This is a genomic window from Bogoriella caseilytica, assembly GCF_003752405.1.
GTDB lineage: Bacteria > Actinomycetota > Actinomycetes > Actinomycetales > Actinomycetaceae > Allobogoriella > Allobogoriella caseilytica.
Map to the genome: position 1 here is coordinate 667,499 of NZ_RKHK01000001.1, position 22,494 is coordinate 689,992.

Genomic DNA, 22,494 nt, shown 5'->3' on the forward strand with positions numbered 1-22,494 from the left:
TCCAGTTCTTCCCGTGTGCGGAATGCGGGGCCGAGCGCCGGCAGACGCGCGGCCAGGCACCCCGCGGCTCACCAGGTGCCGTACACGGCCTCGGTGTTCGCTGCCAGAATCCGGCACGTTTCTGCGATGCCCGGCCCGCTCCCGCCGGCCTGTTCCCCCTCCGCCATCGCCCATTGCTCCGCGATCGCCCGCACCGTCAGCGGCATCACGTAGGAGGCATTCGGCCGGCCCCGATAGGGGGCCGGGGTGAGGTACGGCGCATCGGTCTCCACCAGCACGAGGTCCCGGGGCAGGGCCCGCAGGGCTTCACGGCCGGCCTCGTTCTTCCCGAAGGTCACCGGCCCGGCGATCGAGGCGTACCAGCCCTGCTCGGCGAGGATCGTCGCCATCTCGGCGTCGCCGGAGTAGCAGTGAAACACCGTGCGCTCGGGGGCACCGTCGGCCAGCAGGATCTCCACGACGTCGTGGTGTGCGTCGCGGTCGTGAATCTGCAGGGGCTTGCCCAACTCCTTGGCCAGGGCGATGTGCTGGCGGAAGGCGTCGATCTGGTGGACCCGCCCGCGCTCGCCGGTGCGGAAGTAGTCCAGGCCGGTCTCACCCACCGCCACCACCCGGGGATCCCGGGCCAGCTCGGCCACCTGCGCGATGGCTTGTTCCAGAGGAACCTCGTGATGCGCGCGTTGCGCCGGGTCCAGGCCGTCGGGCGCCATCTCCCGCACCCCGGCGTGCAGGGGTGCCTCATTGGGATGGATGGCCACCGCCGCCGCGATCTCGGGGTGCGCGCGGGCGAGGGCCACTGTGCCGCGCAACGAGGGCACGTCGCAGCCCACCGAGAGCAGCCGGGTGACACCCACCGAGCGCGCCAGGTCGATCTGCTGCGCGGTGCTCAACGGCGCTTCCCCCGGGGGCAGGGCGACGTCGTCCTCGTCGAGCGGCCGGCCGCTCTCGTCGATCAGCGGCAGGTGGGTGTGATTGTCGGTGACCGGAGCCGGCAGCGGCTCAGGGAGGTCGGGCCAGCCCTTCTTCTTGGACTTCCCCCCGCCCACTCAGGCCTCTCCCCCGCTGGCCTCGGCGCCGGGCCCGTCGATATCGGCAGCCTCGGCGGCCGCGACCTGCGGATCCACCCCCAGGCGTGCGAGTTCCTTTTCCACGATGGACTCGTCGAGCTTGGTGAAGACCGGCTTCGGCTTGGCCACGGCCCGGCCCACCGGAACCGGGGCAGACTCCCAGCGCGGGAAAGCGCCCTCGCCGTGGTGGTACTCGCCGGTGATGATCGGGTAGCCGGGGCCGCCGTCGAGATCCTCAGCCTCCTCGATCCGCGGCAGCGGCGCCACCTGGCCGGTCCCGCCGAGCACGGCGTCCACGGTGTTGGCGGAGTGCGGCAGGAAGGGAGCCATCATGAGGTTGAGGTCGCTGACCGCCTGCGCGAGCACGTGCAAGATCGTGCCCAGGCGCGGGCGCTGCTCCTCGGACTTCAGCCGGAAGGGCTCGGTGCGGGTGACGTAGGTATTGGCCTCCCCCACCAGGCGCATCAGCTCACCGATGGCGGCACGTAGCCGGTGACGGGAGATCAGCGCCCCGACGTCGGCGAAGCCGCGCCGGACGGCCTCGAGCAGCTCGCTGTCGATGGGCTCGAGCTCACCGGCAGCCGGGATCTCGCCGAAGTTCTTCGCGATCATCGAGGCTGTGCGGTTGACCAGGTTGCCCCACCCGGCCACCAGCTCACCGTTGGTACGGCGCACGAACTCCGCCCAGGTGAAGTCGGCGTCCTGATTCTCCGGGCCGGCGGCGCAGATGAAGTACCGCAGGGCGTCCACCTGATAGCGGGCCAGCACATCGCGCACGTAGATGACGACGCCACGCGAAGAGGAGAACTTCTTGCCCTCCATGGTGAGGAACTCGCTCGAGACCACCTCGGTGGGCAGCGTCAGGTGGCCCAAGGGGCCAGCCTCGCCACCGCGGGAACCTTCACCGTTCTGCGCGAGCAGCTCGGCCGGCCAGATCTGGGAGTGGAAAACGATGTTGTCCTTGCCCATGAAGTAGTACGAGAGCGCCCGCTCCTCGGCCGGGTCCGCGGGTACGTTCCACCACCTGCGCCAGGCCTCGGGATCCCCGGAGCGCCGGGCCCACTCGATGGACGCGGAGAGGTAGCCGATCACGGCGTCGAACCACACGTAGAGCCGCTTGGTGGGCTGATCCTCCCAGCCGGGCACCGGGATACCCCAGTCGATGTCGCGCGTGATGGCGCGGGGCCGGATCTCGTCCAGGATGTGCTTGGAGAAACGGATGACGTTCGGCCGCCAGCTCCCGGTGGCCTCGCGTTCATCGAGCCATGAGCCGAGCTCCTCGGCCAGGGCGGGCAGGTCGAGGAACCAGTGGGTGGTTTCCACGAACTTCGGCGTCTCCCCGTTGATCTTCGAGCGCGGCTCGATCAGATCTGTGGGGTCGAGCTGGTTCCCGCAGGCATCGCACTGATCGCCCCGCGCACCGGGGGTCTTGCAGATGGGGCAGGTGCCCTCGATGTAACGGTCCGGCAGGGTGCGCCCGGTGGACGGACTGACCGCGCCCAGGGTGGTCTGCTCCACCAGGTAACCGTTCTCCTGCACCGTACGGAACATGTCCTGGACCACCGCGTGGTGGTTGCGGGTGGTGGTGCGGGTGAAGAGGTCGTAGCTCAAGCCGAGTGCGGCGAGGTCTTCGACGATCAACCGATTGTTCTCATCGGCGAGTTCGCGGGGCGTCACGCCTGCCGCATCGGCGGCCACCAGGATCGGGGTGCCGTGCTCGTCCGTGCCCGACACCATGAGCACCTCGTGCCCAGACATGCGCATGTAGCGGGAGAAGACGTCCGCGGGCACACCGAAGCCGGCCACGTGGCCGATGTGGCGTGGCCCGTTGGCATATGGCCAGGCCAGAGCAGAGAGGATGCGCGTCATGGACGCCAGCCTAATCGGGGGCCCGGTTAGGCTCGGTCCATGACCATCCCCATCCCAGTGGGCGCGCACGTGCGCAGCTCCGAGGACCCGATCGCCGAAGCCCTCCAGCGCGGCGCTGACGCCGCCCAGATCTTCGTGGGTGATCCCAAGAGCTGGAAGAAGCCGCAGGTCACCACTCCGGGCGGCGCGGCGGCGCTCAAGGCTGCCGCCGAGGAAGCGGGGGTGCGGCTCTACATCCATGCCCCGTACCTGATCAATGTGGCGACCACGAACAACCGCGTGCGGGTACCCAGCCGGCGCATGCTGCAGCAGCAGGTGGACATCGCCGCCGAGATCGGCGCGGCCGGGGTGATCGTGCACGGCGGGCACGTGCCCAAGGATGATCCGATCGAGGCCGGCTTCGACAACTGGCGCAAGGCCGTGGACCAGCTCGAGGGCGAGGTGCCGATCCTCATCGAGAACACCGCCGGCGGTAGCCAGGCCATGGCCCGCGGGGTGGAGAAGATCGAGCGGCTCTGGGAGGCGGTCCGGTCCGCCGACGGCGGCAGCGAGGTCGGGTTCTGCCTGGACACCTGCCACGCCTTCGCCGGCGGCGAGGAACTGCCCGGGCTCGCCGATCGCATCCGCGCCATCACCGGCCGGATCGATCTCGTGCACGCCAATGACTCACGGGACACCTTCGACTCCGGTGCGGACCGGCACGCCAACCTCGGCGCCGGCACCATCGACCCGGAGGACCTGGCGACCGTGATCCGCGAAGCCGCAGCTCCCGTGGTGGTGGAGACCCCGGGCGAGGCCGAGGACCAGGCAGCCGACGTCGAGTGGGTCCGGCGCGCGCTGGCCGGCTGAGGGTTCGCCGAGCGCGCCAGTTACCCGCGTGGGCTCCACGGCGGTTTCTAGGCGCCAGTGACTGGCGCGCTCGCGGTTAGGTGGCGCGACGGGCGCCGGGGCCAGATCGTGCGGGAGAATGTGCGGAGCATCGACCACTTCAGGAGGTTCTGATGAGCACCACGGACACCATCGGCCAGCCCGGCCCGGACGAGCAGCCCGGCGCAGAGCCGCCCCGCACCGGCCGCGCCCTGATCGTCGTCGACGTCCAGCCCACCTTCTGTGAGGGAGGCGCTCTCCCCTCGCCCGGCGCGAACGACGTCGCCGTGCGCGTCGGGCGTTATGTGGCGGAGCGACGTGAGCTCTATGACCTGGTGGTCACCACCCAGGACTGGCATATCGACCCGGGGGCGCACTTCTCCGAGGAGCCGGACTTCGTCGACTCCTGGCCCCCGCACGGCGTGGCCGGCAGTGAGGAAGCCGAGCTGCATCCGGCGCTGGGCGGCTTGAGCTTCGACGCGCAGGTGAAGAAGGGCCAGTACGACGCCGCCTACTCGGGCTTTGAGGGCACCGATGAGCAGGGCCGCTCACTCGAGGCGATCCTGCGCGAGGCCGGAATCACGGCCGTCGACGTGGTCGGGCTCGTGGAGTCGCACTGCGTGAAGGACACCGCCCTGGACGCGCACCGGCTCGGCTGGCCCACGCGGGTGCTGAGCGACCTGACGGTCCCGGTCAGCCAGGAGCTCGGCGCCCAGGCCCGCGACGAGATGACCGCCGCCGGCGTCGAGCAAGCCATCTCCGACCTGGGGCCGGAGCCGGAGTAAGGGCGGGGACAGGACAGGGCACCCTGCCGCAATGCAGGTGTGGGAGCATCGACCGGGACATCGTCGCCCGACCGCACAGAGGGTCGGCGATGTAGGTCAGGCTCAGAGCCCAGTGAGGCGTCAGCGCCGTGCTCTACCGTGAGGGCATGGTCGAGGATGCAGCACCGCGTATCAGTATCGGCACCATCGCCATGGAGGCGGCCGACCCGCCCGCACTGGCCGGTTTCTGGGGTGCGTTGCTGCACCGCGAGGCGCAGGTCGGGGACGGCGCGGCCTTCCTGCCTGGCAACCGCCCGGGCGAGCCGGGCCTCCTCATCCAGCCGCTGACCGGGCCGCGCCCGGAGCGCCAGATCTCCCACCCCGACCTCTTCGTACCGGACGGCTCCAGGACGGCGGAGGCGTCCCGCGCCGTGGACCTCGGCGCCACCTTCCGCTGGGAGGTCCTCGACGAGTACCCGGGCGTGCGGTGGAGCACCCTCGCCGATCCCGAGGGCAACCTCTTCTGCATCGCGGAGCACGAGGGCCACTAGGCAGGCGCCTCGCTCACCGCCCCATGAGTCGCGCGAAGGCGCCTTCCCGTGCCCCGAGTTCCGCGGGAGCGCCGGCTTCGACCACTCGGCCCTCCTCGAGCACGTGCACCCGGTCGACGTACTGCAGCACGGCACCGCGGTGGGCGATGAGGATGACCGTGCGCGGCGCACTCAGCGGCGTCGGTCCGCCATCGGCGCTTCGACCGGCACGGAACTCGACCAGTCGGCGCAACATCTCGCGCTGAGTGAGCGGGTCCTGGTAGGAGGTGACCTCGTCGAGCACGAGCACCGGTGCACCGCGCAGATACCCGCGCGCGAGCGCCAGACGCTGGGCCTGACCGCCGGAGAGCCGCTCCCCCTCCTCACCCAGCACGGTGTCGAGGCCCTCCGGGAATGAGGCGAGATCCAGGCAGGCCGTCTCGCAGGCCGCCACCAGCTCGGAATCCTCTGCCCCCGGGCGGACCAGGAGGAGGTTCTCCCGCAGGGTCCCGGCGAGCAGCACCGCTCGTTGATCCACCACGGTCACCGCCTGGCGCAGCTCCGCCAACGGAACGCGCCGGATGTCGATACCGTCGAGCCAGACCGCTCCGCCCTCGACATCCCAGACCCGGGCGAGCAGTCGCGCGAGAGTGGACTTGCCCGACCCTGAGGCGCCGACCACGGCCACCACGGAGCCGGTCTCGACGTCGAGATCGAGACCCCGCAGCACCGCCCGGCCCGTCTGGCCGTCGCCCGCCGCCTTGCTCGCCGATCCGTGGCCGGGCCCTGCTCCCGCGGGCCTACCGGACCCACCGGCTCCAGCGGGCTGACCGACCCGGCCAGTCCCACCGGGCCCGGGATAGCGGAAGCGGAGGCGTTCGAAGTGCACGTCGCCGCGCACCGCGCCGAGATGTTCTGAGTCTGCCGGATCAGCGACCGCGGGTTCCTGCTCCTCGAGGTCGCGGAGGTTGCGCGCACTGGCCAGGGCCGCCGGCAGGGAGATGGCGAAGGCCTCCACCGAGGCGAGCGCCGGGGCGATGCCCGGAACAAGGGCCACCGCCACCAGCAGTGCGGCCATGGAGATCTCGAGGTCGTTGACCAAGGGCAAACCCACAGCGAGCAACAGGAGGATCGCGGCGAGCTGCCATCCTGCCTGCACCCCGGCGCGCACCGCGAGCGGCCTGGCCTGCGCCGCGCGTGCCTCGGCGATCTGGGTGCCGAGACGGTCGATCCGGGCGGCACGCTGTTCACCAGCACCAAGGGTGGTCAGTTCCCCCAGTCCCCGGACGTTGTCGCTGATCTCCTGGGTCATCCGGCCGCGCAAGCCCACCAGACGTCGCTCCCGGGCACCCGCCGAGCTGCGGCCCACCACGATCAGCAGCAGGGCCCCGAGCAGGTAGGCCATGGCCAGGACGATCGCCGGCGCTGGGCCGGCCACCACGGCAGCCACGCCGACGGCCACGAGGGGCAGCAGTACGGCGGTGACGATCGGGGCGAGGGTGTGCGCGAAGAAGACCTCCACCCGGTCGACATCGCGCGTAGCGGCAGCGAGCAGGCGGCCTGAGCCCTGTTCGTTGATCGCCGGCGCCAGCGGCACGAGCCGGTCGTAGAGTCGCACACGCAGGGCCTCGAGCAGCCGGAAGGCCGCGACATGTCCGAGAATCTGCTCGCCGTAGCGCGATACGGCCTTCACTGCGGCGAGCGTGACCATCAGCGCCACCACCAGGCCCAGCCCGGGGACCGGTCCACCCAGTCCTGGCAAGCCATCCGGCTCAGCGACGACGTCGATGCGCGCACCGACCGCCCAGGCGGGCACCGCCAGCAAGGCGGCGCCGCACAGCAGGGAGAGGGTCCGCGCTGCGGTGGAGGCGAGGAGCAGGCCGGCGGCGGCGCGGGCCAGGCGCAGGAGATGAGCGATCACCACTCCCCCTCCCCGTCGGTGGCCACGGCGTAGTAGCCCTCGCCCTCGGTGAGCTCCTGCGGGGTGCCCAGTGCCACCGCGCGGCCCTCCTCCAGGACCAGCACTTGATCGGCCCAGGCCGTCGTGGCCAGGCGGTGGGCGATGAGGATGAGGGTGCGCTGGCCGGCCAGCTCCTGCAGCATCTCGGTGACCAGGTTCTCCGTGTGCCGGTCCAGATCGGCCGTGGGCTCGTCCAGCACCAGCAGCGGCGCACCCGAGAGTACGGCGCGGGCGATCGCCACGCGGCGCACCTGCCCACCGGAGAGCGCGCTGCCGGACTCCCCCACCGCGGTGTCCAGCCCGCTGGGCATCGCGGCGACCTCGGCCTCGAGACGCGCCAGGCGCAGCGCGTCCCAGAGCTCGTCGGTGGTGGCCTCAGGCTTCGCCAGCCGCAGGTTCTCCGCGATGGTGCCGCTGACGAGGAAGGGGCTCTGGGCGACCAGTACGGAGGCGGCCTGCAGCTCCGCCCGGCCGGCCGGGGCGCCGTCCAGCTCGATCTCTCCCTCGGCCGGCAGCAGCCCGGCCATCGCGGCGGCGAAGCTCGACTTCCCGGCCCCCGAGGGCCCGACGACGGCGAGCACCGACCCGGCGGGAAGGTGCAGGTCGACGTCGCGCAACACCGTGGAACCGCCGCGCGTCACGGCCAATCCACGCACCGTGAGGTCGGCGGTGTCTGCCGGCCGGGCCGGCACCGGTATCCGGGCGGGGGCGCCGGCCACCAGGCGCTGCAGCCCGGACTGCTGAGCACGCCCACCGAGGCCGATGTAGAAGGAACGGCCGAGCTTGTCGATGGGCTCGTTCAGCAAAGTGGCCAGCAGCACCACGGACAGGGCTGCGCCCCCACTGAGGGCACCGGCGTCGAGGCGCCACAGCGCGAGCACCGCCGCGGCGGTGACCATCACCAGGGAGAACAGGGCATCGTTGACGAGGATGACAAGCTGCGAGCGGCGCAGCAGGGCCACTGCTTCCTGGCGCAGGTCGGCCGCTGCCTGGGCGACGACGGCGCGGCCGCGGTCGCTGGCGCCCATCAGCACGAGGGAACCGAGGGTGCGCAGCATCTCGGCGAAGCGAGCCGACGCCTGGGCGGACAGCCGCCGGTAGCGGGCATTGCGTGCGCGGAAGAGCCGGATGAAGAAGCCGGAGACCACTGGCACGAGCACCACCAGCGCCGTCAGGAGGCCGGCGATCAGTGGGTCAACAGCGATCGCCACGACCACCAGCACCAGGGTCGGCGCCGTGAAGGCGGCCAGCGACGGTCCGATGAACTCGGCGCGGTAGGCGGCCACGGCCTCCACGGCACGGGTGAGCTGGTAGACCTCACCGCCGGTCGCCCGGCCGGGTGCCGCGTCGCGGGAGAGTGCGCTGCGGATCCCGCGAGCGCGCCAGGACTGCTCCTCGGCGCCCTGCAGTCGCGGCGGTTCGGCCGCGGCCCACGCGGTGCATGCCACCGCCAGCGCTGCGGCCACCTCGGCCGCCAGCAGGGGGGTGCTCAGGCCGAGACTGCCCTGCCGGTAGCCGAGACCGACCACGTCGACGGCCGCGCCCACGGCGAGGAAGACCACCGCCAGTGACAGGGTGCGCAGCCAGGAGAGCGCGACGCCGAGCCATGCCCTTCGGGGCATGTCACCTAGGACCTCGCGCATGCTCCTCCGACTCTGCTCAGAACTGCTCTGGATGGAGAATACGGGCAACCTCCTCGAGCCCGTCGCCGATAGCGAGGCCGGCCGAGCCGGAGACCAGCAGATCCGAGACGGTGTAGACCCGCCCCTCGGCGATCGCCGGAACCTCGGAGACCGCGGCGGAGTTCAGGATCTCCTCGAACGGTCCCCGTCCCGCGCCGCGGAAGTCCTCGATGATGATCACCTCCGGGTCCGCAGCGATGAGCACTTCCGGATCAAGGTTCACCCCGCCACGCCAAGACATTTCGGCGGCCACGGACTCTCCTCCAGCCTGCTCGATGAGCGTGGACAAGGTCATTCCCTGGCCGACAGCCATGAGCTGGGGCCCCCGGGCCATCAACCCCATGGCACGGGGCCCCTGCTGGGCATCGGCGATGCTCTCCTCGACGGCGGCGATCTGTTGTTCCAGGGCTTCGGCGCGGTCCCGCGCCTCCTCCTCGGCCCCGAGCAGTTCCCCGAAGATCCGCACCATGTCCGCAGTGGCGGCGGGGTCGGAGAAGTCCGCACTGTCGAAGACCACCGTAGGCACTCCTGCCGAACGCAAGACCTCGGCGGCGTCGAGTTCGTTGTCGTGGCGCCCGGTCATCAGCACGAGATCCGGGCTCCAGGAGAGCAGCTGCTCCGGCTCGGGAGTGACGCCGGCCGGGAGGGTCTCCTCCACCTGGGCGCCGAGCTCACTGGCGTTGCCCTGCCCCGCTTCCGCGCTACCCGGCGCGATGGCCGCCATGCGGTCGGGGCCGGCCAGCTCGAGCGCGATGTCGGAGGTCTCCACCGACATCGACAGGATGCGCCGTGGCTCGGACTCCAGCTCGAGCTCGTCGCCGTAGATCGTCACGGTGCGCGGCCACTGCCCGCTCTCGTCCGCTCCCCCCTCGCTCTGATGATCGGCGGCGTTTTCTCCGGGCTCCTCAGCGCCATCCACCTCCGCCGCGGGAGGTTCGCCGGTGGCGTCGCCGGTCGTACCGCACGCTCCCAGCGCCAGCGCGGCGGCGGCGCATGCGGCTGCGCCGAAGGATGAACGGAGAGGGGAGCTGAGCTTCATGATGGCCTTTCGGTCGGAGACGTCGGTCGTTCAGGGGCGTCGGAGGGGCTGGAGGGGAGTGACGGTCAGGCCTTCCGGGCCGTTCTCGACCCGGGCGCGCACGCCGTAGACCTCGGCGAGCATGGTCACGGTGAGCACGTCGTCCGGGGGGCCGGTGGCATAGATCCGGCCGTGCTGCAGCACGGTGAGGCGATCGCAGGCGCGCGCGGCGAGGGTGATGTCGTGCAGCACCGCCACCACGGCGGCTCCGTCATCGGCGAGCGAGGACATCAGAGCCACGATCTCGAGCTGATGAGCGAGGTCCAGGGCGGAGACGGGCTCGTCCAGCAGGTAGGCACGCGGGGCCTGGGCGAGTTGCTTGGCCAGCATCACCAGCTGGCGCTGCCCACCCGAGAGAGTTCGTACGGAGCGCTCGGCCAGGTGTGCCACCCCGGCGCGCTCCAGGGACGCCGTCACGATCTGCTCGTCCGCAGCGCCGGGCTGACTCCACCGCGACAGGTGGGCGTACCGGCCCATGGCCACGATCGCGCGGGCCGTGAAGTCCAGATCGACGCCGGTGTCCTGGGGCAGGAAGCCCACCACAGTGGCGCGCTCGCGGGCCCGAAGGGAGCTCAGGCCCACCTCGCCATCGAGCTGGATCTCCCCCTCGCCGGGCCGCACCAGGTGCGCGAGAGCGCGCAACAGCGTCGACTTCCCCGCACCGTTCGGCCCGATCAGACCGTGAACTTCACCGGCGCGGGCTTCGAGGTCCACGCCGTGCAGGATCGGCACGCCTCCGAGCGCGACCCGGAGGCCCGCAGCAGTGAGCACCGGGGCGGCCCCTGCCGTGCGCGCATGGCTCGCCGGGTTCATCGTGGCGCGCTCCGCAGCACCAGGACCAGCAGCACCGGTGCTCCCACCAGAGCGGTGACCACGCCGGTCTGCAGGATCACCGGGCTGAGCAGGCTGCGCGCCACCAGATCGGCCACGGAGAGGAACACCGCTCCTACGGCGACCGAGACCGGCAGCAGCCGGCGGTGATCGGGGCCGAGCACCAGGCGGACCAGGTGCGGCACCACCAGGCCCACGAAGGCGATCACGCCGGTCACGGCCACCGTGGCGGCGGTGACCAGCGCTGCGAGGGCAAGCACCAGCTGGCGCACCGCCGTAGTGGAGACCCCGGTCGCTGCTGCGGTCTCCTCCGAGAGCACCATGAGATTGAGCTCGCGCGCGAAGCACATCAGCACCGGGACGCCGAGCAGCACTGGCAACGCCGCCAGCCTCACGTCGCTCCACATCGTGGCCGTCAGATCACCGTTCAGCCAGAAGATCGCCTGCTGCACGTCCGCAGAATCGGGGGCATTGGCGATGGCCGCGGCGATGACCGCGCCGAGCAGCGCATTCAGCGCCACTCCCACCAGCAACAGCGTGGCCGCCGAGCCCGGCCGGGCCACTCCGGCGATCAGCTGCACGAGCGTCACGGCGGCGAGCGCCCCGCAGAAGGCTCCCAGCGGCAGAGTCCAGGGCGAGGTGGCCGCCACTCCCGTGACCAGCAGCAGCACCGCAGCGGCCGCGGCGCCGGAGGAGACGCCAGTGATTCCCGGTTCGGCCAGGGGGTTCCGGAAGACCGCCTGCATCACCGCGCCCGCGCAGGCCAGCGCACCGCCGGTCAGCGCCGCCAGGAGCGCACGCGGCAGGCGCACGGTCGAGATCAGCGCGGTGTGCGTGGTCTCGGCCTGCGGAGCGGGCCAGGTCACCGGCCAGCCGAGGAGATCCAAAGCCGCAGCCAGCACTGCTCCCGGCGGGGTGCGAACCGGCCCCAGGGAGGAGGAGATCACGATCGTCAGCAGCACGACGGTGACGAGTGCTGCGGCAAAAACGGCCGTACGTGCCCGACCTGGGAGCCGGGCAGAGACCCGCACCTCCTGGGCCTTCAGCATGCGCCGTCCTCCAGCGGGCAGTGGCCGCTTCGTCAGCAGCCGACATCAGAACCTGAAGCGAGAATGATTATCGCTCTTGTCCAGTCTGCCTGAGCCGGCCGCCCGCGCGAAATGCGTGTGACGTGAGAAGGACCTCTGTCTACTCCCTGGCCTCGAGCGCCGCCTGATACAGCTCGCGCTTGCCCAGCCCGGTGCTCGCCGCCACGACCGCAGCGGCATCCTTGAGGCGCTCGCCCTGCGCCACGCGCTCCAGCAGCTCCGCCACATGATCCTCCACCCGCGCCGCCTCCGGCTCGGCGCCAGCGACCACGATGGTGATCTCACCGCGCACACCCTCTGCTGCCCAGCGTGCCAGCTCACCCAGGCCCTCCCTGCGGACCTCCTCGTAGGTCTTGGTCATCTCCCGGCACACCGCTGCCCGGCGGGCCGGGTCGAAGGCCTCAGCCATCGCACCGAGAGACTCCGCCAGGCGGTGCGGGGCCTCGAAGAACACCATGGTGCGCCGCTCCTCGGCGAGCCCAGCCAGTACCCGAGCCCGTTCACCGGCCCGGCGCGGCAAGAAGCCCTCGAAGCAGAAGCGATCCGTAGCCAGGCCGGAGAGCGCCAGCGCGGTGAGCACCGCCGACGGCCCGGGCAGCACAGTCACCTGCACACCGGCCTCAGCGGCGGCGGCGACCAGCCGGTAGCCCGGATCGGAGACCGAGGGCATCCCCGCATCGGAGACCACCAGCACCGTGGCGCCGCCAGCGGCCTCCTCCACCAGTTCCGGGGCCCTGCGGGCCTCGTTGTGCTCCTGGTACGAGAGCACGCGTCCGGTCAGCTCGACCCCCATGCGTGAGGTGAGCGCCCGCAACCGCCGGGTGTCCTCCGCGGCGACGACGTCGGCCTCATGGAACAACCGACGCAAGCGGGGCGGGGCGTCCTCGACGTCACCGATGGGCGTGGCGGCCAGAACGATCAAGCCCTGCGAGTCATGGGACATGGGTTCAGTCTCTCGTAAGCTCGCCGCTGTGACCTCTGCCCTGCCGGAGACGGCGCTCTCCCGTGAGGACACGCTGCGCGCACGGCTCGGGCTGCGCCCGGCCGGCGAGCGGCTCAGCCCAACCCTGCGCCTGTGGGGATGGATCGCCCCGCTCGCGATCGCCGTGCTCGCCGGTGTGCTGCGCTTCGTCCGGCTCGACCATCCGGGCCGCCTGATCTTCGACGAGACCTACTACGTCAAGCAGGCCTACTCGCTGCTGAGCATGGGCTACGAGGGGCGCTGGGGCGGAGAGGACGACGACCGAGCTGACATCGACGCTCGCTTCTCCGCCGGGAACACCTCTGACCTCACTCAGCGAGCCGACAATGTGGTGCATCCGCCCCTGGGCAAGTGGCTGATCGCCGTCGGCCTACGGATCTTCGGCCACGACAACGGATGGGGGTGGCGCTTCAGCACCGCGTTGGCGGGCACACTGGCGGTGCTACTGCTCGCACGCCTGGCGCTGCGACTCTTCGGGTCCATCGCCCTGGCGAGCACCGCCGGGCTGCTGCTCGCACTCGACGGGGTCCATCTCACGCTCTCGCGCACCGGCCTGCTGGACGTCTTCCTGTCCACGCTGGTGCTGCTCGGTCTGTGGTGCGTGGTGCGTGATCGCGAGACCAGCCGCGCCACACTGGCTCGTCACCACGCGCAGGCAGCGGCGCCTGCGGATCAGGGTGCCGTGGGGGCCGAGGTGCAGCGGGAGACACCCACCGCAGGGGCCGGCGTCAGATGGTGGCTGATCGCCGCCGGAGTTGCGCTCGGAGCGGCCTGCGCGGTGAAGTGGTCGGGCATCTATGCGGTAGCGGTCTTCGGCGTGCTGGCTTACGTCTGGGACGCCTCAGCGCGCCGCAGTCTGGGCGAGCCGAGGTGGCTACTCGCCAGTGTCTGGCGCGGTGGGATACCGGCCTTCCTGGCCCTGGTGCCCACCGCAGCGCTGACCTATGTGGCGGGTTGGGCCTCCTGGTTCCTCAGCCCGGGCGCGCGCCGCCGCCAGTGGGCCGCCGAGCTGCGTGAGGCCGGCGAGGAGGTCCCGCGGAGCTGGCTGCCGGACGCCGTGAACTCCTGGTGGGAATACCACCGATCGACCTGGGAGTTCCATACCGGTCTGGACTCCGAGCACACCTACATGTCCCACCCCCTGCAGTGGCTCGTCCAGCACCGGCCGGTCTCCTTCTACTGGCCCGATCTTGGCCCGAGAGCGCAGGAGTGTGGCGCTGAACGGTGCGTGGAGTCGATCGTCAATCTCGGCAACCCGGTGCTGTGGTGGTGCGCGGCCGCGGCACTGCCGCCACTGGTGGTCCTCGCCACTCTGGGCCGTGACTGGCGGGCCTGGGCCATCGTGGCCGGGTATGCCGCCATGTTCGTGCCGTGGCTCGCTTACCCGGATCGGACGGTCTTCAACTTCTATTCCGTCGCTTTTGTGCCCTACGTGGTTTTGGCCCTCACCTTCACGCTCGGCTGGCTCACGGGCCTGCTCGGGCCACCGGAGCACACCCGGGGGTGGGAGTCGCCGCGGATCGGCGGAAGCGGCCGCTGGCGTTATGCCCCCCTGGCGGCTGTGCTGGCCCTGAGCGTGGCCGCCGCCGTCTTCTTCTGGCCGATCTGGACCGGAGAACCCATGGCGTATGAGGCCTGGCAGTGGCGCATGTGGTTGCCGAGCTGGATCTGAAGGGCACGCTGAATCCGTGTGGAGGGCGGCGCGAGGCTTCGCCCTTTACCCTCGAAGGATGAGTGCACAGCGAGCACGAAGCGTGCGGGGGGCCCAGGTTCTGATCACCGGCGCGAATCGCGGCATGGGCCGCCTGTTCGCGTTGCAGGCCGCAGCCGAGGGAGCCTCACGGCTGGTGCTGTGGGGCCGCGAGGCCGAGAGCCTGGAGTCGGTCGCGGCCGAGGCGCGAAGCATCGAGCCCGCCGTCGAGGTGGAGATCGGAGTGGCTGACCTTGCCGACTTCCTCGCCGTTGACGACCTCGTGGCGGATCTGCTGGAAGCCGGCCGGGCGCCGGATGTCCTGATCAACAACGCCGGCATGGTCTCCTCCAACACGATGGCGTGGCAGCAGGACCCCGACGAGGCGATCCGCACGCTCTCGGTCAACACCGTGGCACCGATCCGGATCAGCGGGCGCCTGCTCCCCGCGATGATCGCCGACGCACCCCGCCAGAAGCGCATCCTGAACGTCGCTTCGGCTTCGGCGCTGACGCCGGTGCCGCGGGCCGCTGCGTACGCGGGGTCGAAGGCTGCCCTGGCGCACTGGTCGGACACTCTGCGCACCGAGTTGATGCTGGCCGGTCACACACACATCGCAGTGACGACCTACAACCCTGGCTTCGTGGACACCGGAATGTTCGCCGGGACCACCTCCATCGGCCTCACCCCGCACCTGAGCCCGGAGCGAGCCGTGGAGATCGGCTGGAAGGCGATGCTGGCCGGCCGTGCCGAGACGGTCGCACCATCGTTGGTGCACATCGCCCGGGGCGCGCGGGCATTCTTGCCCGCCCCGGCCTTCGACGCCCTGGCGCGCAGCCTCGGCGTCTACTCCTCGATGGACACCTTCACGGGGCGGTTGTAGGCGGCGCGTTCTGCGGCGCTAGCCTCACCGGGTAGGAAGACTGGCGCTCAGAGTCAGTTTCCTAACCCGTTGCCTCTACGGGCGCGTACGTCGCCGCCGTGGGCGGGGGCGTTGCCGCCATGGGCGCGGCCGCCGGCACACTCAGTGCGCCGAGGTGCCATCCCAGTCACGGACGGCGAAGAGACTCACGTCCCAGGTGCGCCGGCCTGTCTCCGGTTTCCTGCGGCCCTGTTCCCCGAAGCGCGTCAGGACCTCGCCGAGTTCGACCAACAGTGCGGTGAGTTCGTCGTGCGTGAGGGTCAGGGTCGTGGCGAGGAACTCGGCCTTGAGGGCCTCCGCACGCTCATCCTGCGGAACCTCGAGCACAGCCTCGGCCTGGCGGAAGGCCTCAGCCAGCCGCCTGGCCTGCTCCTGGTGCTGCACGTGCAGGAATCCCGCCACCTCGGGTCCGCTGTGGTCCAGGAAGGCCGGACCAGGGACGGCCTCCCAGTAGCTCTCGCGCCGGTCCCCCTGCCCGGGCACGCGACGGGCGAGACCGGCCTTCTCCAACGCACGCAGGTGAAAGCTCACCGAGTTCGGTGCCGACCCCACTTGTTCCGCGAGTGTGGAAACGCGCGCGACCTCCACCGCGCCCAGCAGTTCAAGGAGACGACGTCGCACGGGGTGGGACAGGGCCTTCAGGGCAGCGGAGCTGAGGGCGTGTGCTCCGCCGCCGGACGTGCCCGGGCCGGCGCCGTCTCGATGGTTCATCCCGGCAATCCCCCGCTCCTCGACGATCCGGTCCGGCGATCAGTCCTGGAGATCGCCAGCGTGACGTTCACCGTAACGTTCCCAGGCCTCAGGCTTCGGTATCGAACGGATTCGGGAGGCCATCGCCAGGAGGATCGCCACCGCGAAGCTCGCTGCGAACGCACCCACGGTCGCACGCATCCCGAACTCGGCCACGCCCCACCCAGCGAGCAGAGTCGCCGCCGGCGTCGTGGCCAGGCTCAGCATGGACACGGCCGAGCCCACACGCCCCTGCAGTCGCGTCGGAGTGATGGCCATGACAAACCCGATGGCGGCAGCGTTCACGCTCGGAACGGCACAGAACGCGACAAAGAGCCCCAGCAACGTGAACGCCGGGGCCGTCACGAGAGGCAGTGATCCCAGGGCGAGTGCCTGCACCAGGAACCCGCCGATCAGCAATCGGCCCGTGGCGACCCGCGAGACACAGAGTCCGGAGATGACCGCACCGAGCAGGGCCCCCGCACCCATCGCCGTGCCGGTCAGCCCCACGACCTGCGGCGACTGACCGTCCACCCGGAGGCCGAGGATGACTGCGAGCACCACTCCCGATCCCGCGAAGTTCAGCACGCCTGCCACCACAGCGAGACCGCCGAGGAGGCGCACCCGCAGGAGCACGCGCAGACCGGCAGTCAGCCACTGCAGCCGCCCCGGTGGGTCAGCTTCCGGCGCACCAGGATCGAGGGCCTGCGAGAGCAGCGCGCTGGCGGCCCCCTTTCCCACTTGCGCCACCGCGGAGAGCAGCCACGGCAGAATCGGAAGCAGGGCGAAGAGGGCACCCGCTGCCGGTCCGGCACCAAGCGAGATCGCCGCGTCTCGGCCCTGAGTCACGCTCATGGCTTGCGGGAGGCGATCCGCCGGAACGATCTGGCGCAGCGCTGCCGAGGTCGCGCCCGCGCTCAGTGTGGCGGCCAACGCGCCTCCTGCTGCGACCGCGACGAGCGGGAGCGTCCCCAGGACTCCGGCGGAGTACAGCACCACCCCGGTGCCGTACGCCGCAGCAGTGGCGAGCGCTCCCCACACCATGACCGGCCGCCGTGGATAGCGATCCGCGATCATGCCCGAGGGCAGCGTCGCCAGCACCACGGTGGCTGAGGTCGCCGCGCCCACTACCCCGGCCAGCGCCGGATCGCCGGTGACCGCGAGCGCCAGGAGCGGCGTCGCAATCATGTGTACGCCAGCGGCCGCCGAGCCGAGCGTATCGGCCACCAGCCAGCGCGCGTAGTCGCCCGACCACCACCGTGAGCCAGCGCTCCCAGCCCGCATGACGCCCTCCCCGACTCGATCACCAGGGACGCGTCGCCCCGTGGTCATCGCACCAGGGAAACATGCGCAAGGAATATTGCGCAACACCCCTTGCGCATGATCTCGGCACCGCGGCTAGTCAGCCGCAGCACCTCTACCCGCCGCTCGGCACCACCCACACCGCTTCGGCGGCGGCCAGACCGAGCTCGAAGGGCTTTCCCGCCTCTGCCGAGGCGAACCGGACCGTCAGCGTGCCGGCGAAGTCCCGGCGTTCGAGGATCTCGAGTTCGGTGTCGAGCGCGATGCCCAGGGAGTCGAAGTAGCGCAGCACCTGAGGATCGGCATCGGACAAGCGCGCGACGCGCACCTGGGATCCCACCTCTGCAGCGCGCAGCTGCTGAGCCGGCGTCGTGGGCACCGAGCCATCGATGCGTGGGATGGGATCGCCGTGCGGATCGCGCTCGGGGTCACCGAGTCGCTCCGCCATCGCAGCGATGAGCCGGTCGGAGACGGCATGCTCCAGCACCTCGGCCTCGTCGTGAACCTCGTCCCAGCCGTAGCCGAGCTCCACCACCAGGAAGGTCTCGATGATGCGATGGCGGCGCACCATTGCCAGCGCCGCGCGGCGGCCTTCCTCGGTGAGCTCGACCGCCCCATAGGGCGCGTGCGTGAGCAACCCTTGCCCACTGAGCTTCTTCACCGCCTCGGAGACGGTCGAGGGACGGAGGTCGAGTCGCTTGGAAAGAAAGGTGGTGGTCACCGGTTCGTCGGACCACTCCTGGGCAGCCCACACCACCTTCAGGTAGTCCTGGCTGGAGGAGGTGAGTTCGGAGACCACAGCCTCACCGTACCGGGAGGGGCCGATGCTGACCCCCGCGCCCGCCCGTCGCCCGGCGTGACTTCCCGGACCGGAGCACCGCGGTGGCGAGGTACACCATTGCGAAGACCGCACCCTGGGCGAGCACGACCATCGGGCCGGTGGCGGTGTTCAGCCAGTAGGAGAGGTAGATGCCCACCCCCGCGCACACCGCCGCCACCGCCGGGGCGATCAGAAGCATGCGGTTCAGGCGCTCGGTGAGCAGACGCGCCGTGGCGCCCGGGATGATCAGCAGCGCGATGACCAGGACGACGCCGACGGCTTGCAGGCCCGTGACGGCGGTGATGGCCAGGAGGACGAGCACCAGGGCGTTGATCCGCCGCGGGCTCAGCCCGATGGCACGGGCCTGCACGGGATCGAAGCTCACCAGGGTGATCTCGCGATGCCTGGCCAGCACCACGGCCAGCACCAGGGCGCCCAACAGCGCCACCTGCCACAGATCGGCCGGGGAGACTCCGAGCAAATTGCCGAACAGGATGTGACCGAGGTCCACCTGACTGGGGATCACGGAGAGCAACACCAGCCCGAGCGCGAAGAGCACGGTGAACACGATGCCCATGGCGGCGTCCTCCTTGATCACACTCCGTTCACGCACCACCCCGATGAGCAGCACCGCCACGAGCGCGAAAGCCAGCGCCCCCACCGCGAAGGGCAGGCCCAGCACATAGGCGAGCACCACCCCGGGCAGCACGGCGTGGGAGACGGCGTCGCCCATCAAGGACCAGCCGATGAGCACCAGCCAACAGGACAGCAGCGCACAGGCCATCGCCGAGATGATCGCTGCGGCGAAGGCACGCTGCATGAAGCCGTAAGCCCAGGGCTCGGCGAGCGCGGCCAGGAGCTCGTTCATGAGAGCTCGCTCGTATGGAAGGCGCGGGCAAGGTTCTCCGGGCGCAGGACCTCCTCCGGCGCGGCATGCACGACCAGCCGTCGTTGCAGCAGCGCCGCGGAGTCACACAGCTCCGGGAGCCCGTCGAGGTCATGGGTGGACACCAGCACTGCGGCGCCGGCTGCGGCCAGTTCGCGGAGCAGATTGCTGAGCACCTGCTGCGTGGCGCGGTCCACCCCGGAAAAAGGTTCGTCGAGCAGTATCAGGTCCGCCTCCTGGGCCAGTGCCCGCGCCACGAAGGCCCGTTTGCGCTGCCCCCCGGAGAGGGCGCCGATCTGCCGGCCGGCCAGCCCGGTCAGCCCCACCCGCTCCATCGATTCGGCCACGATGACGCGGTCCGGCGCCCGCAGGCGGCGGGAGCGGCCACAGTGCGGATAGCGCCCCATCGCCACGACGTCGGCCACGCTGAGCGGGAAGGTCCAGTCGATCTCTTCGGACTGCGGCGCATAGGCCACCTGGCCGCTGGCCCGAGCGCGCTCGGGGGCGCCTCCGAACATCTCGATCCGCCCGGCCGTCGGCCGCACCAGCCCCATGAGCGCCTTGAAGAAGGTGGACTTCCCCGAGCCGTTCATCCCGATCAGCCCAGTCACGCTGCCGGCGGCGAGGTCGAGATCCACCCGATCCAAGGCAGTGGTCGCTCCGTAACGCACCGTCAGGCCGGAGACCGCGAGCGCCCGCGGGTACTGGCCGTTAGTCGTCATCGCCGGCCAACCCCACTGCGATCGTCTCAGCCGTGTGCTGCAGCATGTCGAGGTATCCGGGCACCGGCCCGTCCGGGCCCGAGAGCGAATCGACATAGAGGATCCCGGCGAGCTCGGCCTCAGTCTCGGCGACCACCTGCTGCATGCCGGAGTCCGAGACGGTGGACTCACAGAAGACGGCGGGGATGTCATCGGCGCGCACGCGCTCGATCACGGCGCGCACCTGCTGGGGCGTGGCTTCGTACTCGGCGTTGACCGGCCAGAGGTAGGCCTCCTCCAGCCCCAGGTCGCGGGCGAGATAGGAGAACGCCCCCTCGCAGGTCACCAGCACCCTGGCGGAGGCCGGCACGTCCTCGAGAGCGTCGCGTAGCTCTGACTCGACGGTCTCGAGCTCGGATATGTAGGCCGCAGCGTTGGCCTGGTACTCAGCGGCACGGTCAGGGTCGATGTCACTGAGCGCTGCGGCGATGTTCGCGAGGTAGACCTGGCCTTCGGCTGGCGACATCCAGGCGTGCGGATTGATGGCCTCCCCCGGCGCAGACCCGTCCTCCGGTTGGATCGCCATCGTGTCCACGCCGTCGGAGGCAGTGACCCGGGGCGCGTCGACGTCGATGAGGAGCTGATCGAGCCAGTCCTCCAGGTGCAGTCCGTTGGCGATCAGCAGGTCGGCCTCGGCGGCGCGGCGCAGGTCATCGGGCGCCGGCTCGTAGCCGTGGATCTCCTGCCCCACCCCGGTGATCGACTCCACCTCCGCGTGCTCACCAGCCACCTGCTGGGCCATGTCAGCCAGCACTGTGAAGGTGGTCAGCACCAGCGGGCGGTCGGCGTCGTCAGTACCCGAGCTACCGGGGTCCTGCCCCTCGGACGGCGAGGCACACGCCGCCAGGAGCACGCCGGCGCTCAGGAAGGCGGCCAGGCGGCTTCGGTTTGCCAGAGTTGACGATTTCGGTGCACCGAAGTTTCCCATGCAGGCGATGCTAACAGAGGTGGTGGGCGCCGATCTCCGGGTGTGTTCAGCTCCAGTCGATCTGCGCGGAACGGTGGAACGCCCAGCCCCGTCGCTGCCACTGCGGGGCCAACGCGGCCAGCCGGGAGGCGAAGCCCTCGAAGCCGGATTCCTCCCGCACTTCCTGCGGGCTCCACGCCACCTCTGCCGCGGCAGCCAGCCGAGGCAGCAGCATGCGGAAGAGCTCCTCGGAGTTGGTCAGGGTCTCGGTCCACACCGCAGCTTCGACGCCGCGCACCTGGTCAGCCGGCACACCGTCGAGGTAATTGCCCGGATCCCAGTCATAGGAGGCAGCGACGTCGACGGTGCCGGCCCAGGTCAGGCCGAGCGGGAAGTCCTCGTCGTACTTCATGTCCAGGTAGACCCGGTCCCCGGGGGACATGAGGATGTCGTGCCCGCGGCGCGCGGCTTCGACGACGGCGTCGGTGGCCTCTCCCCCCGGCGACCAGTACTGGACCACGGCGTCCTCGGGCAGGTCACCCTGCGCCGCCTCCTGCCAGACCACCAGCACCTTGCCGGACTCCTGCACGATCTGGCCGAGCAGGCCCAGCACCTCGCGGTAGTCCTCCTTCGTGGTCACCTGCGCCTCGTCGCCACCACCGTGCAGGTAAGGGCCCGGGGTGATCTCGGCGAGCTCATCGAAGACGTCACGCAGGAACGGCTCGGCGGCCTGCTGGTGCAGCGTGATCTGGGAGAAGCCCACCCTGGTGCCGGAGTACGGCTCGAGCTGCTCGCCGTCCGCGGTGAGTTCCGGGTAGGCCACCAGAGCGGCGTGGGTGTGCCCCGGCACATCGAACTCCGGGATGATCGTGACGCCGCGTGCCGCGGCGTGGTCCAGGATGCTCTCCCAGTCCGCACGGCTGTAGAAGCCGGGCTCCCCGCCGCCGCGCCCGACCTCGTGCGGCGAGTCGCCGGTCAGGGAGTCGTCAACCTGGCCGTGACCGGTGACCTCGGTCAGCCGGGGCCGCGAGGCGAGCTCCAGGCGCCAGGCCTGGTCATCGCTGAGGTGCAGGTGCAGCGCGTTCATCTTCACCGACGCGAGCAGGTCGATGACCTCCCGTACCGCGTCGACGTCGAAGAAGTGCCGGACCACGTCCAGGCTCAGACCGCGCCAGGGGTAGCGCGGCGCGTCGGTGATCTCGGCCGGCGCCAGGCCGTTCTGGCCAGCCTCATCCGCGCCACGTACGAGTTCGGTGAGCGTGCGCAGACCGTAGGCCAGGCCGGTGGGAGCGAGAGCATGCAGGGCGATCCGGTCAGCCGCGATCACCAGCCGATAGGCCTCACCTTCGGCGGACTGCGCGCTCAACGGCAGCGCGTCGGGCGTGCCGCCGGTGAGCTCCAGGGAGATCTCCCGGGGCTCGTCAGCGCCAGAATCGCGACCTTCCGGTGGCTCCTCACCCTCCCCGGTCTCGCCGTCCTCTGGGGGCTCGCCGAGCACGAGCGCGCCGGCCGCGCTCAGCGCGTCACGGAGGTCGGCGAGCGCCGTCGGCACCGGCTCGGGCAGGCCACGGACAGCGAGGCGGATCGGTCCAGTCAGGGCAAAGGGCTCGCCGTCGGCCTGCGTGTAGCGGGCGGGGGCGGGAATGATCACAGACATCCTCCGACGCTATCGGCTCCTCGGTACTGCCGGGGGCGCCGAACCTTCAGCCGCGGCGCACCAGGCCTGGAGGCTGAGGAAATTCATCCTGAAGGAGGAGGC

At 70.7% G+C, this 22,494-nt stretch carries 20 protein-coding genes; 5 read left to right on the top strand and 15 right to left on the bottom strand.

The features are described 5' to 3' along the window. Positions 1–68: 68 nt before the first annotated feature. Together EDD31_RS03045 and metG are read right to left on the bottom strand one after the other, a co-directional pair. Complete coding sequence (locus tag EDD31_RS03045) at positions 69–1,046, bottom strand: TatD family hydrolase (protein WP_123302856.1); 978 nt, start codon at positions 1,044–1,046, stop codon at positions 69–71. After that, positions 1,047–2,936, bottom strand: coding sequence for a methionine--tRNA ligase (gene metG / locus EDD31_RS03050; RefSeq protein WP_123302857.1), 1,890 nt, complete (start codon positions 2,934–2,936; stop codon positions 1,047–1,049). It abuts the gene before it with no gap. 39 nt (positions 2,937–2,975) lie between these two features. Between metG and EDD31_RS03055 the strand changes: the two genes are divergently transcribed. From EDD31_RS03055 to EDD31_RS03065, 3 genes are all read left to right on the top strand, one after another. After that, positions 2,976–3,785, top strand: a complete 810-nt coding sequence (locus EDD31_RS03055; protein ID WP_123302858.1) for a deoxyribonuclease IV — start codon at positions 2,976–2,978, stop codon at positions 3,783–3,785. Positions 3,786–3,937: 152 nt separating this feature from the next. Continuing rightward, on the top strand, positions 3,938–4,588 hold the full coding sequence (locus EDD31_RS03060; RefSeq protein WP_123302859.1) for an isochorismatase family protein: 651 nt from the start codon (positions 3,938–3,940) through the stop codon (positions 4,586–4,588). A gap of 146 nt (positions 4,589–4,734) precedes the next feature. After that, entirely contained in the window at positions 4,735–5,118 is a 384-nt protein-coding gene (locus EDD31_RS03065) for a VOC family protein (protein WP_123305054.1), read from the top strand. Positions 5,119–5,131: 13 nt separating this feature from the next. Here the strand turns inward: EDD31_RS03065 and EDD31_RS03070 are convergent, their stop codons facing one another. The 6 genes from EDD31_RS03070 to rsmI form a co-directional block, all read right to left on the bottom strand. Next, entirely contained in the window at positions 5,132–7,018 is a 1,887-nt protein-coding gene (locus tag EDD31_RS03070; protein ID WP_148058850.1) for an amino acid ABC transporter ATP-binding/permease protein, read from the bottom strand. Then, entirely contained in the window at positions 7,015–8,679 is a 1,665-nt protein-coding gene (locus EDD31_RS03075) for an ATP-binding cassette domain-containing protein (protein WP_148058851.1), read from the bottom strand. The genes EDD31_RS03070 and EDD31_RS03075 overlap by 4 nt, the downstream gene beginning before the upstream one ends. A gap of 37 nt (positions 8,680–8,716) precedes the next feature. Beyond that, positions 8,717–9,778 carry an ABC transporter substrate-binding protein gene (locus EDD31_RS03080; protein WP_123302862.1) on the bottom strand — a complete coding sequence of 354 codons (1,062 nt, stop codon included), beginning with the start codon at positions 9,776–9,778 and terminating at the stop codon, positions 8,717–8,719. A gap of 30 nt (positions 9,779–9,808) precedes the next feature. Continuing rightward, positions 9,809–10,630 (bottom strand): ABC transporter ATP-binding protein, encoded by an 822-nt coding sequence (locus EDD31_RS03085; protein WP_123302863.1) that lies wholly within the window; start codon positions 10,628–10,630, stop codon positions 9,809–9,811. Further along, positions 10,627–11,697: a FecCD family ABC transporter permease gene (locus tag EDD31_RS03090; protein WP_123302864.1), complete on the bottom strand. Its 1,071-nt coding sequence runs from the start codon at positions 11,695–11,697 to the stop codon at positions 10,627–10,629. The genes EDD31_RS03085 and EDD31_RS03090 overlap by 4 nt, the downstream gene beginning before the upstream one ends. Positions 11,698–11,836: 139 nt before the next feature. Next, positions 11,837–12,679, bottom strand: a complete 843-nt coding sequence (gene rsmI, locus EDD31_RS03095; RefSeq protein WP_123302865.1) for a 16S rRNA (cytidine(1402)-2'-O)-methyltransferase — start codon at positions 12,677–12,679, stop codon at positions 11,837–11,839. 28 nt (positions 12,680–12,707) lie between these two features. Here rsmI and EDD31_RS03100 point away from each other — a divergent pair, with 28 nt between their 5' ends. Together EDD31_RS03100 and EDD31_RS03105 are read left to right on the top strand one after the other, a co-directional pair. Beyond that, positions 12,708–14,390 (top strand): dolichyl-phosphate-mannose--protein mannosyltransferase, encoded by a 1,683-nt coding sequence (locus tag EDD31_RS03100; protein WP_211336039.1) that lies wholly within the window; start codon positions 12,708–12,710, stop codon positions 14,388–14,390. A gap of 58 nt (positions 14,391–14,448) precedes the next feature. Beyond that, entirely contained in the window at positions 14,449–15,291 is an 843-nt protein-coding gene (locus EDD31_RS03105) for an SDR family NAD(P)-dependent oxidoreductase (RefSeq protein WP_170163166.1), read from the top strand. Positions 15,292–15,432: 141 nt separating this feature from the next. Here the strand turns inward: EDD31_RS03105 and EDD31_RS03110 are convergent, their stop codons facing one another. The 7 genes from EDD31_RS03110 to EDD31_RS03140 all read right to left on the bottom strand — a co-directional run bounded on the left by EDD31_RS03110 (position 15,433) and on the right by EDD31_RS03140 (position 22,392). Next, positions 15,433–16,041 carry a helix-turn-helix domain-containing protein gene (locus EDD31_RS03110; RefSeq protein WP_123302868.1) on the bottom strand — a complete coding sequence of 203 codons (609 nt, stop codon included), beginning with the start codon at positions 16,039–16,041 and terminating at the stop codon, positions 15,433–15,435. 39 nt (positions 16,042–16,080) lie between these two features. Next, positions 16,081–17,343, bottom strand: coding sequence for an MFS transporter (locus tag EDD31_RS03115; protein ID WP_170163167.1), 1,263 nt, complete (start codon positions 17,341–17,343; stop codon positions 16,081–16,083). A gap of 133 nt (positions 17,344–17,476) precedes the next feature. Then, positions 17,477–18,160 carry a metal-dependent transcriptional regulator gene (locus EDD31_RS03120; protein WP_148058852.1) on the bottom strand — a complete coding sequence of 228 codons (684 nt, stop codon included), beginning with the start codon at positions 18,158–18,160 and terminating at the stop codon, positions 17,477–17,479. Positions 18,161–18,164: 4 nt separating this feature from the next. After that, the gene (locus tag EDD31_RS03125) at positions 18,165–19,049 is read right to left on the bottom strand and encodes a metal ABC transporter permease (RefSeq protein WP_123302870.1); all 885 of its coding nucleotides are present in this window, start codon (positions 19,047–19,049) and stop codon (positions 18,165–18,167) included. Continuing rightward, positions 19,046–19,789: a metal ABC transporter ATP-binding protein gene (locus EDD31_RS03130; RefSeq protein ID WP_123302871.1), complete on the bottom strand. Its 744-nt coding sequence runs from the start codon at positions 19,787–19,789 to the stop codon at positions 19,046–19,048. Before EDD31_RS03130 ends, EDD31_RS03125 begins: the two co-directional genes overlap by 4 nt. Then, positions 19,779–20,756 carry a metal ABC transporter solute-binding protein, Zn/Mn family gene (locus EDD31_RS03135; protein WP_123302872.1) on the bottom strand — a complete coding sequence of 326 codons (978 nt, stop codon included), beginning with the start codon at positions 20,754–20,756 and terminating at the stop codon, positions 19,779–19,781. The genes EDD31_RS03130 and EDD31_RS03135 overlap by 11 nt, the downstream gene beginning before the upstream one ends. Positions 20,757–20,802: 46 nt before the next feature. After that, positions 20,803–22,392: a family 20 glycosylhydrolase gene (locus EDD31_RS03140; protein WP_123302873.1), complete on the bottom strand. Its 1,590-nt coding sequence runs from the start codon at positions 22,390–22,392 to the stop codon at positions 20,803–20,805. Positions 22,393–22,494 lie beyond the last annotated feature (102 nt).